Raw genomic sequence first — 13,987 nt, forward strand, 5'->3', positions numbered from 1 at the left:
GGCAATGCGGATGCTGCGGATGACCGACTGGTGGGACAAGTTCTTTGCCATTGGCATTATCCTCAAAGGCCTTGACGGCGTCCTTGAACTTCTAGGTGGCTCTCTCCTACTGTTCGCTGCACCAGCGACAATCCATGACATTGCCGTCCTTATTACCCAGCCTGAACTATCCGAGGACCCCAACGATTTTCTGTCCAACCACATCCTGCGCGGAGCCTTAGGGCTCAGCGACCATGTGGTCCTATTTACCGCACTTTACTTGCTGGCCCATGGCCTCGTGAAGGTGGTACTCGTGCTGGCACTGCTGATGAACAAGCTGTGGGCGTACCCCTGGATGATCGCAGTTCTGGTGGTCTTCATCCTTTACCAGCTCTACCAATTGACGCTGACGCCGTCGGCGGGGCTGGTTGCGCTGACAGTGTTCGATATCCTGATCGTTGTGCTGACAGGCCATGAATACGGACGGCACCGACGACGAAAGCTGGAGGGACAGACGTGAAAATTCTTGTTGTGGGAGCCGGTGCCACAGGCGGGTACTTTGGTGCCTGTCTTGCCCGGGCAGGGCGTGACGTGAGTTTTTTGGTGCGCGAAAAACGGGCCGAATTTTTACAAGCACGTGGACTGCGTATTGCTGACACGGGGCACGTGAGCCGGATCGAACCCAAACTCCTCACGGCGCAGACGCTGGATAAGACCTTCGACGTCGTCATTCTTACTGTCAAGGCGACGGGACTAAAGCAGGCCATTGCCGATATGGCCCCCGCAGTGGGAGCCCAGACGCTCATTATTCCTTTTCTGAACGGAATGGCGCACATGGATGCCCTCGGGGCAGCCTTTGGTACCGGAAAAGTGCTTGGCTCGGTCATTCACCTGGTCTCCACCATCAATAGCGATGGGGATATAGAAATCCTGAACCCACTGGCCCGGTGGACTGTTGGTGAGCAACGTGGAGAATTTACCTCCCGTATTCAGGCAGTTCTAGCCGAGATCTCTGTGTCTGGGTATGACTTACTAGCAGTGCCCAACGGCTTGAGTGCCATGTGGCACAAATGGGCCTTCATCACCGCAGCAGGCGTTGTGACGTGCTTGATGCGTGGGTCCGTGGGTGACATCGCCGCGGTTCAGGGCGGGGACGTATTCGTGGCCTCTGTCCTGGCGGAGGTTGCCGGCGTGTCCGCCGCCGCCGGATTCCCTGTGCCGGAAGAGGAGAACGCGAACTCATTAGCTTTCCTGACCCAGCCCGGCTCCACATTCACATCCTCGCTTTACCGCGACGTTACAGCAGGGCTGGCCCATGAAGGCGAACACATCATCGGTGACTTTGCCCGCAGAGCAGCCACCTACGAGGTAGCCACACCGCTGCTTGACCTAGCGCTAATGCAGCTGCGCGTTCACGATATAGCAGTGCTCCGCAAGGGCTGAGCAGCTAACAACTATCGGGTGTGGGTAAGCAGTGTTGCCACATTGGTGTCAGCCCCTGGTCCAACCGCCTTGATATTGAAATCAGCATGGAGGACTTCAACCAGATCCGGCCGAAAAGCAGGCGGAACGCTGAGGTGCTCGCCAACTGTAACGAGGCCCTCGGCAGCCCAGCTTGCAACGTTTTTGGCCAAAATGAAAACCTCAGGATCGGCGGTGTCAGGGGCTTCTAGGGCAGCGGCAAGGAACGCAGATTCAGGCTGTGAAACGGACGCACACCGGGTAAGGAATGATGACATATCGATGTTCCAAGGCTCGTAGTAGCCGGGCTCGGAGCCGGTCAGAGTTGAAATGAAAATGAAGCGGCTCAGCGCATCCCGGAACTCCTCAACCATGGGTTCAGGGGTGGCTACACATTCCTTGGCGCGGGGGGAGAGTTTCACGCGCGCGGACTTGAACTGAATCAATCCGGAGCTGCTAAGCAGATGCCAATACAGTTTGAGCCTATTGATGGTCTCTGCCTCAAGTTCGCCCTCTGACGCGGAGGAATGGAAGGCCGCCTCGAGAGTGCTGGCACCTGTGTGAACCAATGTTGCAGCAGCTTCTGCATGGTCCTTTTTTTGCAGTGAACCCTTGCCGGTGACTGCTCTACCATCCCCAACCCAAATGAGCAGGCACACCATGTTCTGCCACAGTGGCGAATCCGCCACTGCCGCGCGCAGGAGTTCGGCGCTCAGCTCAGGAATATAAACGTCAAGGAACTCGCTAGCGGCCGGATCAAAGTCACTGTGGTCGGAGTCGGAGTCGGAGCCGGTTCCAGTGACGTCGTGGTTGGGCGCCAGAGCGTCCAGTTTCAGCTGCGCGTCAGGGTTCCAACCGGGCCAATCGGGTTGCTTGAGCACTTCCTGGAGCGCTGAAACATCCTGTAATGTCCCAGTCCAGAGCGAGGCTGCCAGTAAATAATCAACATAGTCACGGACACCGCTGCGCACCGCAAAGGTTGCCTGCGGATTGACATCGGCGGAGACTTCCAGGACTTCCTGTACTGCCTCCGGAACAAGAGCCATTGCATTGGTCGCTGGCTCAAGCAGACGGTACATGTCGAAAAAGTCGTCAAGAATCATCAAGGCGATGTCTACGCTCTCTTCACTGCGCCCTTGGGCTTCAAGCCATAAAACGAACCCCGGGGACAGAGCCTCCATAGCCCGATCCAGCCGTACGTCAGCTAGGGAAAGAACGTTTGCGCGTTCAGCAGCGTCAGCGGCAGCTTTGACAGGATTACCGAAACGGGACTTCTTGGTGATAGTTGGCTTCTTGGCCACAGGATTCCTTGCAGTGAGCGGGGCGGGATCCTCTAACCGTAGCCGCACCGAGCCTTTCTCACTTCACTGCGTGGACGCTCCTTGAACCGTGGAGGGAGCGTCCACCGCGTAGACAAAAAATGCAGCGAAATCTATTAGTTAGTGAACTCTGTCAGAACAATTTTGCCGGCGCCGTGGCCGGACATACTTGATTCGAAGGCCTTGGCGGCTTCCTGCATGGGAAAAGTCTGTGCCACATCCACGCTGAGCTTCCCGTCCTGGACCAGCTGGCTGAGGCGTTTCAATTCCTGGGCATCAGGGCGAACCCAAATGTACTCGCCGCCGTGCTCAAGAACTGACCAGTCGGCAATGGAGGCGTGCTTACCGCCATGCTTGAGCAACGCAAGGGTGTCGGCAAGAACGCCGCCGTTGAAATCTGCCACGGCATTGACTCCGTCAGGAACCAGCGCGCGGACACGATCCGCCAGACCGTCCCCGTACTGAACAGGTTCGGCCCCCAACACGCGCAGACGCTCATGGTTTTTGGCAGATGCAGTGGCGATGACCCGCACACCTGCCAAGCTTGCCAGCTGTATCGCGGTGCGGCCCACGCTTCCCGAGCCGTTGTGGATCAGTAACGTCTGACCAGTTTCCAGGCCCAAAACATCGAGAGTGCGCTGGGCAGTCAGACCTGTGAGAGGCAGTGCCGCTGCCTGTTCCCAAGAAAGTGATGCAGGCTTGTGCGCCACCATCACTGCCGGCAGGGCAACAAACTCCGCGAAGGTGCCGCCCTGGACCGTGTCGCGGCGGCCATTTGAATAAACTTCCTCACCTACGTGAAACTCCGGAGTATCAAAGCCAACGGCCTCCACCACTCCGGCAACATCCCAGCCCGCCGTTACAGGGAACGTAACGTCCATCATGGCCTCGAGTCCGCCAGACATGACCTTCCAATCCACAGGATTCACCCCTGCGGCCTTGACCCGGATCAACACAGAGCCAGGGGAGACCTTGGGTGTGGGCTGTTCAGTTTGCTCCAAAACCTCGATGCCACCGTATTGGGCGTAGGTCATAGCTTTCATTGATGAACTCATGGTGCTGATTCCTTTCGTTGACTCCACCAGCTCCAACTATTAAAGCGATTGAAAGATTCCCTTTTCTCAGGGCACATTCTCAGGGCATGCTCACCGCGGCGCACGGGTCAGGTGAGATGAATTACAACTCGCCATCTGCACGTACTTTCCGTTCGGCCCGCTCAAGCCAGCGATTGTGCGCAACGGTATCCAAGGCTGCCTCCACCCAGCTACCCATGCCAGCGTAAGCCTGCGCACGGATCTTCGATGGCGAGAGAAACACATCATGGAACGCGCCTGTAATCCTGTGCAAGGTCACATTGGAGCCTAGGTCAAAGGCTCGCTTGGCGACGGCGTCAACGTTCAGTACAACGTCTGCCGCCAACGCGCTTGATGACCACTTTGGCTGCAGGTAGCTCTTATCCGAGAGCATCACAAGCACAGGCACCCGCAGGCCCAAGCCGCGTGCCACCTGCGCTTGTCCTTGAAACACGGCGTTCAAAAATGAAGGTGCCAAAGGAAACCCACGATCGGGGCGCCAGTCGGATTCATACTCCCACTCGCCGTCGTACTTTTTTGATACTGCCCGGGTATAGAAACCCGGGTCGACACCTGGCAACGGAACAAGGGGGCGGAACCTTGCCCGGGCCTCGATGAGAGGTGCAACCATGGCTCTGCCTACTTCACTGGCCTGAAACTCAAGCCAAGGACTGTTAAGTACCACGGCCGCCGCCGCGCCGGGGTGCCGAGCGGCCCACAGACTCAGTGTCAGCCCTCCCGTTGAATGACCCAGGAGAACTAGTGGACGTTCTTTGGATATTTCCTGAGTTTCTTCCACCCGCTCCCGGCCAACGAGCGCGTCAAAGGCGGCACTGAGTCGATGGCGAGCTTCGTTTAAAAAATCGAGTTCAAATGATTGCTGGTCTTGGGCTTGTGCATCGGTTGGCAAAGGCATCACCCCTTCGCTGACCCCGCTACGCCCCATGGCGTCCAGTGCGGAGGCAATGTCGGCGTCGTAATCGGTCAGTGAGGAGACTTGTCCGGGCACCATGCCAGGACGCAAACTACGGCCATAGTTGTGGAGGTCCAGGGCGTAGAAATTTGCGCCGGCTCGGTGCCAGAACTCGGCAAGTTCAGACTGGAAAAAATAATCTGACCAGCCGTGTACGTACAGAATATCCGCCCCAGCAAGCGGCGAGGATGGCCACGCAGGCACATCTGCCACATACTTCACCAGCGTTGCCGGGGAACCCGAAGGCAGGTCCATGGTGAGCTGTTGGAAATTCGGGCCAAGGACGTCCTGCTGCCAAGAGATCATGGCATGATGCTAGCGGGTGCAGCCGATCCGCGCTTGCCGCACTGCTCCTTGGCTGTGATTATCTGTGCCCCCTTGCATCTGTGCTTATGCTTGAGGGGCGCACTCGTGCGGCCAACTCCGGTGACCGTACGGTTCCGTGCGGGAGACTGGCACGCTGAAAAAGGGTGAGAAAATGGCCATCTGGCAGGACACATTTCACGATTGGGCTCAAGCATGGGCCGCAGTGCAGGATCTAGAGTCCGTGGTGGAGGACGCAGTTCTCACCATAGGCACCCAGCACGCGATGGTTTGGCCAGGACCGGGCGGCTCTGCCCAGAGCGCACAAATGGACTCCGCATCTGAGCTGATTCTTGTGACAGAAGATCCGGCCGGAGCTACTCAATTCGCCCAATCCCAAGGGCTCCATGCTGGGTCGCACCAGATTCTGCTCTGCGCACAGACAGACAGTCTTGACCTTGTGCCGCAACTGCCACCTGATGGCAACCTCGCAGCTGCGCCAATGGAAAACTATGACCTGGTTGAGGTGGCCCTTTTTGACCGGCCCGTTGCCAGCGGCCGCCTCAGTCTTGGAGAAGACGTGGGGGTCCTGGCCCTGTTGGTAGTGGATGAGCAAGCGCAGGAATTTGTTCACGTTTTTGAACAGGCCATGGTCGCCGGGCTCGGCGAAGAAGCCTTCACCCACGGCGTTGACACCCTCTACCTGATTGCCAATGAAGAACAAGGAGAACGATTTTTATCCGTTGACGGGTGGACCAAGGCGGCGGAGATTCTCACTTTCACTAAATAGCTGCCCCGGGGTTCCCGCCGGAGCTGCACCGACTGTGTGCCGTACCCGTGGGGTTCGTGGCAGAATAGGGGATGGCCCGGGTGCAGACGGGCCCAGTGATAATACAGCCGGCCCGCAGACGCTCCATTGACTATGCGGGTATGAGCGAACCACTTAGCTAAAGAAATTTGAGACTCTACTATGTCCCCGCTGCAAAGCAATGCTTCGGCAACCCCTCTTAAGAATGGCGTGAGAGCCGCCCCCGCCTTTGCTTCCGTAGGGAGCCCCTATTTCGGTATTCTGCTGGCCTGCATGGCGGTGATCGTCATCCTCTCCAACATTGGCGCCTCCAAAGGGGTGCTCTTTGGCCCGATAGTGACCGACGGCGGCTTCTTCCTCTTTCCCTTTGCCTACATTTTGGGGGATGTGATCAGCGAAATTTACGGGTTCAAGGTGGCGCGTAAAGCCATTTTAACTACGTTTGCACTCTCAGTTTTCGCATCCCTGTGTTACTGGGTGATCATTGCGTTACCTGGGTTTACTGACGACTACGGCGTCACTAAACAACACGCCTTAGAAGACGCTTTGGGCCCCGTCCCGCAAATAGTACTGGCGAGCCTACTGGCGTTTTTGGCCGGTCAAACCATCAACTCTTTCATCATGGTGCGCCTAAAAGCACGCCACGGTGAACGGAAACTGTGGGCCCGTCTCATGGGCTCCAGCGGAGTTGGTGAGTTCATTGACACGTTGATCTTCTGCGCCATCGCCGCACCCGTGATTGGCATTGTGGGGGTTGGGATGTTTGCCAATTACGTACTTGTGGGCTTCCTTTACAAAGTCGGGGTGCAGTACGCCCTCATCCCTGTCACTACGATCTGCATCGGCTGGTTCAAGCGCCGAGAGCCGTCCTATTCGGTGGCCCTCTAAGCAGGGCGCGCCCGACGCGGTGCGCCGCCATCTTTAAGGGCCCGACGGCGGTGCGCCGGCTCTACCGTTTGGGGTAGTAGCGGCGTAGGGTCTCAGCCTTGAAGTCGAAGAAGGTGCCATCCTCAATGGCGAGCCGGGCGTCGTCGACCATTTTCACCACGAAACGCTCATTGTGGATGGAAACCAGCGTGGCCGAAACCATCTCTTTGGCCTTGAACAAATGGTGAATGTAGGCGCGTGTGTAGTGCTCACAGGTGTAGCAGTCGCACTCCTTTGAGAGGGGAGCGAAGTCGTGTTTATAGCGGGCGCCGGAAAGGTTGAAACGACCATCCGGGGTGTAAAAAGCAGAAGTGCGGGCAACTCGTGTGGGGGAGACACAGTCGAAGGTGTCCGCGCCATTTTCGATGGCGGTAAAGATGTCATCGGGTTCGGAGATGCCCAGCAGATGGCGCGGCTTGTTCTCAGGTAATTCCTCGGAGCACCAGCGCACAATGGTGCCCAAGTTCTCCTTCTCCAATGCCCCGCCGATCCCATACCCGTCAAAGTTCATCTCGCCCAGATCATGCGAGGCTTTGCGGCGCAGATCCTCGTATTGGGCACCCTGGATGACGCCGAAAAGTGCCTGGTAGGGCTTGCCCGTACGCTCTTGATTGAGCCGGAAGTGCTCAGCAATGCAACGCAGTGCCCACAGCCGGGTGCGTTCTAGGGACATTTCCTGGTAGCCGCGAGAGTTCAGCAAAGTAGTCAGCTCATCAAAGGCAAACATGATGTCGGCCCCGATTTGGTGCTGTACAGCCATGGAGACCTCTGGGGTGAATCGGTGCATATCGCCATTCAAATGTGACTTGAACCAGACACCGTCGTCGTCAATATGAGCCAGACGCTCCTTGCCCACGGCTACTGAATCATCCGCGCCTGCGTGCGGTGAGGACGCCACGGCATCCATATTGATGACCTTTTTGAAGCCCGAACCCAGGCTCATGACCTGGAATCCGCCACTGTCAGTAAACGTTGGGCCTTGCCAATTCATGAACTGTCCCAGCCCGCCAGCGGCGTCCAGGACGTCTGCGCCAGGTTGTAAATACAGGTGGTAAGCGTTGGACAGCAACGCCTGTGCACCTAGCTCCTCCATTGCTTCTGGTAGCACCGCTTTGACTGTGGCTTTGGTGCCGACGGCGATGAATGCCGGTGTTTTGATGGTTCCGTGCGGGGTGGTAATAACGCCCGTACGGCCCTGGAATGCCCCGCCATTCTCTGCAATGGCCGCCGCAGTAGGTGCACAGCTTTCACTTAGCCGTGTGGTGAGCCTAAAACTGAATTCGCTTTGTGAGGCGGGCTGACCGGAGGTGGGTGTGGGTGTCTGGCCGGGGACCGCGACGGGCGTGCTTGCAAGAAGGTCAGTGAGATTTTCTGGGGAAGGCATGATCCTATTTTGCCAGTCTTTGCCCGTCGCCATAAACGCCGCTGAACCCCAGCGGATCTGCTCGATGCACCTGCGCAGAGCACTCCACGTTACTTCTCCGGGTAGTGAGCCTCCATGAACTCATCCCATTGGGAGCTGATTGCATCAAACTCGGCTGCACCCAAACCGTAAGTACTGGCGATGATCTGGGCTCCGGGGTGTTCGCGCACACCGGCCAGTGGTCGCTGAGAGTTCAGAATCAGTAGACCGTCGCCATGCTGTGCGTAACTTGCCACAGTGAGTCCAAGCTGTGTTTCGCTTCGATACCAGACCTTGCCTGAGAGCTTTGCGCCGGTATTCAAGCTCAGCTCATAGGGTTCGCCAACTTCTGGCAGCCAGCCAGTGTCAATGCCCAATACATCCCACAAATTACTGTGGGTGGCGCTGGTGCCGTCAATGTAAGCGGTGCGCCGTGAAGTTTGGGGATGGCGTTCCAGGGCGAACCTGAGCTGTTGCAAAAACATGGACCAGCCCTCGGTGATATCGGCGTCATAGGCGACCCATTCGCCCATCGGCTTCCCGCGCGTCAATGTCACCAAGGTTCCATCTGGCCGCGGTTCTAGCGTGAAAGTATCGCCCATGTTCACTTCTAGACGCAGGTGATTGGGACCTTCGATGGCATTGGAATAGTAGATCTCCTGGATTTCATCATCCAAGCTCTCCATCTCCCAGCCATGCCACTGGGCAATCCTGTTCGGCTCACGGAGCATGTGCCACAGCTGTTCGGCGTCGGCGTTGATCAGGACAGAGAGCTGGGAGGTCGCCATGGAAGGTAATCTACGCGTGAAATTGAGGATCTGCTAGAGCTGAACGGAATAAGACAGACTCCGGCTTAGCGTCCAAGGCCTGCGTAGGAGATGGCCTGGCGCACAAGCGCGCCGCGGCCACCAAAAAATTCTGCCTGCACACCGGGGCTAAGGACTTCCTCGGGGGTCATCCACGTCAGCTCCAGCGCGTCTTGGCGCGGTTCACAGTCACCTGTCACAGGGATGACGTAGACCAGGGCAACAGCGTGCTGGCGTTCGTCGGTGAAACCTGTTTGCGACGGAGAAGGAAGGTATTCGGCCACCGTGAAGGGCACAGGGCTCACCGGGAGCTGTGGGAACGCTAACGGTCCCAGGTCCTTTTCAATGTGCCGGATCAAGGCCGCGCGAATAGTCTCGCGGTACAGCACCCGCCCGGATACCAGGGTGCGCACCATGGAACCCTGCTCGTCGGCCTGCAACAGCAAACCAATCTCGTTGACATAGCCCAGTGGATCGAGTCTGACAGGTACTGCCTCCACATAGACCATGGGGAGGCGGTTACGGGCTTCGTGCAGGTCCTCTTCGGAGAGCCAGCCGGAATACGGATCAGGTGTACGAACGCTCATATCTAAGTTCTACCTCATCTTTACCTTGTGTGCTGCTTCCGCACACGCAAATCTCTAAGAATTGCCGTCACGAAGTGATGGTGAGGGACACGCCGTCGGACATTGTTACGCACAGGGCGTCCCCATCAAGACCAACCGTCACCGCAACACCGGTCAACTTTTTGCCCAGCTCAGCCAGCCCGCCGTTGTACGTAAAACCAAGTTCGACGCCGGTGAGATCTCCCGCCGCGGTAGTTACCAAGCCTCCATTTTTCATACGAAACACGGCCCCGCCCCCGGTACTGTCACGCACGTGCTTTGCGCCAATGTTTGCCAAGACAGTATTGGCCATCTCAGGTTGCAAAGTGCGCCACACGGTCGCCACGGCTAGGCGCGCCTGTGGATGAGCCAGGCTGAGATCGTTTGAAGGATGTGCCAGAAAACTAAAACCATCCGGAGCCGTGACCCGGGCGGCTCCAGCGTCTGGGGCCAGTTCAGCGGTGGTTCCATCGGCCAGGGTGCGCTGAATGAAAATTTCTGCATCCCTTAACTCAAAACCCAAGTGCATGCTGGTCCCGGGGAGCGAATCGGCACAGGCTCGGCGCACTGCCACTTTGCCGTTGCCGGAGTCGAACACTTGCCAACCGCCGTCGTCCTGGGTTTGCACACAGTCCATACCAAGTGCCGTAAGGAGTGCTACATATTCGTGAAAATAGTTTGTGTGGACAAGCGGACGGACACGCAGCATGAATTCTCCTAAAAGCAGTTGGCTCCCTAAAGTATCAACTGTTTAGCGAGCTCCAGGGTTACTGTTGGGGTATGGATGAACTTCCCGAACTGCTCCTGCCCAATGCTGAGGCGTGGCGCGCGTGGCTCGCAGCAAACCACCTAACGAGTTCCGGGGTTCGTCTAGTACTGCACAAGAAGGGCGGCACCGTCACAGCGCTAGATTATGCTGATGCCCTAGATGTGGCCCTGTGCTTTGGGTGGATTGATGGGGTTATTGGAAAACGTGATGCCGGCAGTCACGTGCGGCGGTTCACGGCCAGAACCCGAAGCAGCAAGTGGTCCAAGATCAATACTGGACACCATGAGCGGCTTGTTAGTGAGGGACGGATGCAGCCAGCAGGGAAGGCTGCCGCCGACGCAGCAAAGGCCGATGGCCGCTGGGAAGCCGCCTATGCGGGCCAAAGCACCGCCGAAGTGCCCGATGATCTGGCCACAGCGATCGGTGCTAATCCACAAGCACAAGCCATGTTCGAGGTGCTCACAGCAGTTAATCGCTACGCGCTGATTCACCGGGTTACCTCCGTTAAGACTCCTGCCGTTAGGGCTGCGAAAGTTGCTGGTTTTGTGCAGAAACTTCAGGCGGGTCAAACTCCGTATCCGCAGAAGCGTAAACCTCAAGAGCGCTAACTATTGCCCCAGCACTCCTACGCCATCGCGGGCCTCGAAGATTAACTGTGTCTCAGTTTGCCGCACTACCCGGTTGACCGTGATGTGTTTGAGGACCATGTCGCGCAGAGCCTGTGGACTTTCAACAGCCACATGGAGGTGGAAGTCATCTTCCCCTGCGACATGGAAAGCTTGGATGACTCCTGGGACTTCGGTGAGCTTGGTGTAGAGCGTGTTGACGTGCTCAGCGTCGTGGCTTCCCAAACGCACCTTGATGATGGCCTGGATTGGAAACCCCAACATGGACAGGTTCAGTGTGACGCGACTACCCAGGAGCGCCCCGGCATCACGCATCATACGCATGCGGTAAGCGCAGGTTGACTCGGCAAGACCAAGCCGGGAGGCAATAGCCTTATTCGTCAAAGTACTGTCCGCAACCAGGGCCCGCAAAATTGCCAAGTCTATGGGGTCGAGTCTGGCGAGGCGATCTGGCGGCAGTTGCGTTTTCGGCAATGTGGTCTCCGTTACATCCATACTTCTTGTTGAAAAACGCGGATTTAGCTAAGTTTATTAGCCATTCACCTAATTATCTAGCTATCTTTTGTTTATTCGTTCATTCTTGGGCTATGACTACTGAACATCGCAGCAATGTGTCCATGAATCCTGACTCGGTGGCTGTGCATGGGGGGCGGGAGGATCTGCAGGAATTGGGCGTTCACGCCCTCCCCTTAGATTTATCCACCACCTACCCACTGCCGGATATTGAGCATGGAGGCGATTCCTACGAATCCATGGCGCTTGGCGGACACCCTTTGCCCGAGGGAGGTGCGGTGTACGCCCGCCTATGGAACCCCACTGTTGCCCGGTTCGAATCTGGACTTGCGCAGATGGAAAAGGCTGAAGCCGCAGTTGCCTTTGCCTCGGGCATGGCGGCAATGACAGCCGCCATTCTGGCCGCTAAAGACAGCCCTAAGGTGACTGCGAATCCAACACTTCGCCCCCACGTGGTTGCCGTGCGTCCACTGTACGGTGGCACCGACCATCTCCTGGCGTCCGGATTGTTGGGCGTAGATGCCACGTTCTGTGCGGAGAATGACGTGGCCGGCGCCGTACGGGAGGAAACCGTCCTGATTGTGCTGGAAACACCTGCCAACCCGACTCTTGAGCTTGTTGATATTAGAAATATCGTGGCGCAAGCCGGGAGCGTTCCCGTCCTTGTCGATAACACCTTTGCCACGCCGGTGTTGCAAAATCCCATCACTCTTGGTGCTTCCATGTCGCTGCACAGCGCAACAAAATATATTGGTGGACATGGCGACGCAGTGGGTGGTGTCATTGCCTGTAGTGAGCAAACGGCCCAATCACTACGCAGTGTTCGGGCCATCACCGGGGCCATCTTGCATCCCCTGGGCGCTTACCTGCTGCACCGGGGACTTGCCACGCTTCCAGTCCGGATGCGTGGACAGCAGGAAAGCGCCGTCCGGATCGCCGAGTGGCTCCACAGCCATCCAGGCGTGGAGAAAGTCCATTACCCGGGTAACGATGGTGACCCGCTGGGCTTGTTGGAGCGCCAGATGCACGGAACCGGTGCCATGGTCTCGATCAGCCTGACCGGCGGTTTTGAGGCGGCCATGCGACTCACCTCGGGAGTGCGCATGTTCACGCATGCTGTCTCGCTGGGCGGCGTCGACTCCCTTATTCAGCACCCGGCCGCGCTCACTCACAGGCCGGTTGCACCCGAGGCGCGTCCCTTGCCCAACCTGGTGCGTCTCTCTATTGGGCTCGAGTGCGTTGAGGACCTGATCAAGGATCTAGAGCAGGCACTGGCCCCGGTTTCCGCCGGCGGTGACCAGCGTGCTGATCACAAGGTTGGCGCAGCTATTCACTAGCGGCAGCGGCTGAGAGTATGCTCCAGCGTTGGACTGCCGCGGAAAGCTGCAGAGGGGTCTGCCCACGAACTTTAGCCGCGGTCTCTTGGATAAGGTTCGACGCCGTTTCACGGGTCAGCGCCGGAAGCCTTTCCTCCCGCGCGGCAAGGGCCAGGTAGCGGCAGAGTATGCCGGTAAAGAGGCTGCCATCACCGCCTGGTTCCAGGCGCAGGCCCTGGCCCGGGGTGCTGAGCTGGTCTCGGATACAGTCAACCAGGTTTGCTGCCCGTGCCAAATGTTGTGGACGCCCAAGCTCCAAGAGGACAGCCAACACGGGACCCTGGTTATAGGTGTAGATGGTGTGTTCAACGTCGCGACCAGTGGCGGAGGGGTGAATGCCGTCAACATACAGCCCTGTTACCGGATCAAAGAGCTCATGGCGCAGCCAGTCAAGGATGGACTCGGCCAGGTCTTGCTCCCGCGCGCGGATAAAATGGAGGGCGGCGGGACCGTTGGCAGGCGTATTTTTGAAATCTCGCTTGCGGGACCAGTAAATGCCTCCGCCAAGGACTGTGTCGTGGGCGTTGTGAAGTTGCTTAGTCAGGGACTTTATTGCGTAAATAGCGAGCCGAGAAGGGCGGGCTGTCAGGCGCAGTGAGAGTTCGTTGAGCCGGTGCGCAGCGAGGGCCAACCACGCCATGTCGTCATAGAAATAGTTGGGGAAACGGCCGAAGTTTCTGATCATGATTCCGCGCAGCAATTGTTGCCCGCGGTGAAGTTCACCCTTGGCGGCAGCTCTGTTGCCAGCATTCAACGTCAAAAAACCGGTGTCAACAATGGCGTCCAGATATTGTGCCTGCCACCAGTAGTGCCATTCGGACCATGGGGTTTGGCGTAGTAGACACGTGCTGGGTTTGAGGTGTGGGTCTTGCCTCGCTGCGGAGGTCAACGCGCCAATCCAGGTTCCGGGCAGGCCCATCAAAGGATGGCCGAAGCGTGCATTCACATCGGCTGCCGCGTGCGCTGCCAGTGCCGCCCATTCCCCAGGCAGGGGAAGCCCAGCGGCGTGGTTGAAGTTCCCTGTCATGGAACCAAGCGTACTGGCGC

15 protein-coding genes are annotated in these 13,987 nt (G+C 57.7%); 6 read left to right on the forward strand and 9 right to left on the reverse strand.

Features of this window, described 5'->3' with window-relative positions:
* Positions 1-4 precede the first annotated feature (4 nt).
* Entirely contained in the window at positions 5-499 is a 495-nt protein-coding gene (locus AAFM46_RS01490) for a DUF2127 domain-containing protein (protein ID WP_343319143.1), read from the forward strand.
* Complete coding sequence (locus tag AAFM46_RS01495) at positions 496-1,422, forward strand: ketopantoate reductase family protein (protein ID WP_343319145.1); 927 nt, start codon at positions 496-498, stop codon at positions 1,420-1,422. The genes AAFM46_RS01490 and AAFM46_RS01495 overlap by 4 nt, the downstream gene beginning before the upstream one ends.
* A gap of 11 nt (positions 1,423-1,433) precedes the next feature.
* On the opposite strand, the gene AAFM46_RS01500 is transcribed toward AAFM46_RS01495, so the two are convergent.
* The 3 genes from AAFM46_RS01500 to AAFM46_RS01510 all read right to left on the reverse strand — a co-directional run bounded on the left by AAFM46_RS01500 (position 1,434) and on the right by AAFM46_RS01510 (position 5,111).
* Positions 1,434-2,741: a hypothetical protein gene (locus tag AAFM46_RS01500; RefSeq protein ID WP_343319146.1), complete on the reverse strand. Its 1,308-nt coding sequence runs from the start codon at positions 2,739-2,741 to the stop codon at positions 1,434-1,436.
* Positions 2,742-2,875: 134 nt separating this feature from the next.
* Positions 2,876-3,802 carry an NADP-dependent oxidoreductase gene (locus AAFM46_RS01505; protein WP_343320319.1) on the reverse strand — a complete coding sequence of 309 codons (927 nt, stop codon included), beginning with the start codon at positions 3,800-3,802 and terminating at the stop codon, positions 2,876-2,878.
* Between the two features lie 133 nt (positions 3,803-3,935).
* Entirely contained in the window at positions 3,936-5,111 is a 1,176-nt protein-coding gene (locus tag AAFM46_RS01510) for an alpha/beta hydrolase (RefSeq protein ID WP_343319148.1), read from the reverse strand.
* A 172-nt stretch (positions 5,112-5,283) separates the two neighbouring features.
* Between AAFM46_RS01510 and AAFM46_RS01515 the strand changes: the two genes are divergently transcribed.
* Both AAFM46_RS01515 and AAFM46_RS01520 read left to right on the forward strand, forming a co-directional pair.
* Complete coding sequence (locus tag AAFM46_RS01515; protein WP_283531325.1) at positions 5,284-5,898, forward strand: hypothetical protein; 615 nt, start codon at positions 5,284-5,286, stop codon at positions 5,896-5,898.
* Between the two features lie 228 nt (positions 5,899-6,126).
* Positions 6,127-6,804 carry a queuosine precursor transporter gene (locus AAFM46_RS01520; RefSeq protein WP_283531326.1) on the forward strand — a complete coding sequence of 226 codons (678 nt, stop codon included), beginning with the start codon at positions 6,127-6,129 and terminating at the stop codon, positions 6,802-6,804.
* A gap of 61 nt (positions 6,805-6,865) precedes the next feature.
* On the opposite strand, the gene tgt is transcribed toward AAFM46_RS01520, so the two are convergent.
* The 4 genes from tgt to AAFM46_RS01540 form a co-directional block, all read right to left on the reverse strand.
* Positions 6,866-8,227, reverse strand: a complete 1,362-nt coding sequence (gene tgt / locus AAFM46_RS01525; RefSeq protein WP_343319150.1) for a tRNA guanosine(34) transglycosylase Tgt — start codon at positions 8,225-8,227, stop codon at positions 6,866-6,868.
* 89 nt (positions 8,228-8,316) lie between these two features.
* Positions 8,317-9,033: an SRPBCC domain-containing protein gene (locus AAFM46_RS01530; RefSeq protein WP_343319151.1), complete on the reverse strand. Its 717-nt coding sequence runs from the start codon at positions 9,031-9,033 to the stop codon at positions 8,317-8,319.
* Positions 9,034-9,098: 65 nt separating this feature from the next.
* Positions 9,099-9,638, reverse strand: a complete 540-nt coding sequence (locus AAFM46_RS01535) for an NUDIX hydrolase family protein (RefSeq protein WP_283531329.1) — start codon at positions 9,636-9,638, stop codon at positions 9,099-9,101.
* 67 nt (positions 9,639-9,705) lie between these two features.
* Complete coding sequence (locus tag AAFM46_RS01540) at positions 9,706-10,365, reverse strand: VOC family protein (protein ID WP_343319152.1); 660 nt, start codon at positions 10,363-10,365, stop codon at positions 9,706-9,708.
* Between the two features lie 71 nt (positions 10,366-10,436).
* Here AAFM46_RS01540 and AAFM46_RS01545 point away from each other — a divergent pair, with 71 nt between their 5' ends.
* Complete coding sequence (locus AAFM46_RS01545; RefSeq protein WP_283531332.1) at positions 10,437-11,033, forward strand: YdeI/OmpD-associated family protein; 597 nt, start codon at positions 10,437-10,439, stop codon at positions 11,031-11,033.
* Here AAFM46_RS01545 and AAFM46_RS01550 read toward each other — a convergent pair whose 3' ends face one another.
* Positions 11,034-11,525 carry an Lrp/AsnC family transcriptional regulator gene (locus AAFM46_RS01550; protein WP_343319154.1) on the reverse strand — a complete coding sequence of 164 codons (492 nt, stop codon included), beginning with the start codon at positions 11,523-11,525 and terminating at the stop codon, positions 11,034-11,036. It abuts the gene before it with no gap.
* Between the two features lie 113 nt (positions 11,526-11,638).
* Here AAFM46_RS01550 and AAFM46_RS01555 point away from each other — a divergent pair, with 113 nt between their 5' ends.
* Complete coding sequence (locus AAFM46_RS01555; RefSeq protein ID WP_343319156.1) at positions 11,639-12,901, forward strand: PLP-dependent transferase; 1,263 nt, start codon at positions 11,639-11,641, stop codon at positions 12,899-12,901.
* Here AAFM46_RS01555 and AAFM46_RS01560 read toward each other — a convergent pair.
* Positions 12,891-13,967: a glycoside hydrolase family 76 protein gene (locus AAFM46_RS01560; RefSeq protein ID WP_283531335.1), complete on the reverse strand. Its 1,077-nt coding sequence runs from the start codon at positions 13,965-13,967 to the stop codon at positions 12,891-12,893. The two genes, AAFM46_RS01555 and AAFM46_RS01560, sit on opposite strands and share 11 nt — an antisense overlap.
* Between the last annotated feature and the right edge of the window lie 20 nt (positions 13,968-13,987).

The organism is Arthrobacter sp. TMP15, assembly GCF_039529835.1.
Taxonomy (GTDB): Bacteria; Actinomycetota; Actinomycetes; order Actinomycetales; family Micrococcaceae; genus Specibacter.

Excerpts from the sequence above, each read along its gene's own strand:
- AAFM46_RS01490 (WP_343319143.1), top strand. The coding sequence starts at position 5 with ATGCGGATGCTGCGGATGACCGACTGGTGGGACAAGTTCTTTGCCATT.
- AAFM46_RS01505 (WP_343320319.1), bottom strand. The coding sequence starts at position 3,802 with ATGAAAGCTATGACCTACGCCCAATACGGTGGCATCGAGGTTTTGGAG.
- AAFM46_RS01510 (WP_343319148.1), bottom strand. The coding sequence starts at position 5,111 with ATGATCTCTTGGCAGCAGGACGTCCTTGGCCCGAATTTCCAACAGCTC.
- AAFM46_RS01515 (WP_283531325.1), top strand. The coding sequence starts at position 5,284 with ATGGCCATCTGGCAGGACACATTTCACGATTGGGCTCAAGCATGGGCC.
- tgt (WP_343319150.1), bottom strand. The coding sequence starts at position 8,227 with ATGCCTTCCCCAGAAAATCTCACTGACCTTCTTGCAAGCACGCCCGTC.
- AAFM46_RS01530 (WP_343319151.1), bottom strand. The coding sequence starts at position 9,033 with ATGGCGACCTCCCAGCTCTCTGTCCTGATCAACGCCGACGCCGAACAG.
- AAFM46_RS01535 (WP_283531329.1), bottom strand. The coding sequence starts at position 9,638 with ATGAGCGTTCGTACACCTGATCCGTATTCCGGCTGGCTCTCCGAAGAG.
- AAFM46_RS01540 (WP_343319152.1), bottom strand. The coding sequence starts at position 10,365 with ATGCTGCGTGTCCGTCCGCTTGTCCACACAAACTATTTTCACGAATAT.
- AAFM46_RS01545 (WP_283531332.1), top strand. The coding sequence starts at position 10,437 with ATGGATGAACTTCCCGAACTGCTCCTGCCCAATGCTGAGGCGTGGCGC.
- AAFM46_RS01555 (WP_343319156.1), top strand. The coding sequence starts at position 11,639 with ATGACTACTGAACATCGCAGCAATGTGTCCATGAATCCTGACTCGGTG.
- AAFM46_RS01560 (WP_283531335.1), bottom strand. The coding sequence starts at position 13,967 with ATGACAGGGAACTTCAACCACGCCGCTGGGCTTCCCCTGCCTGGGGAA.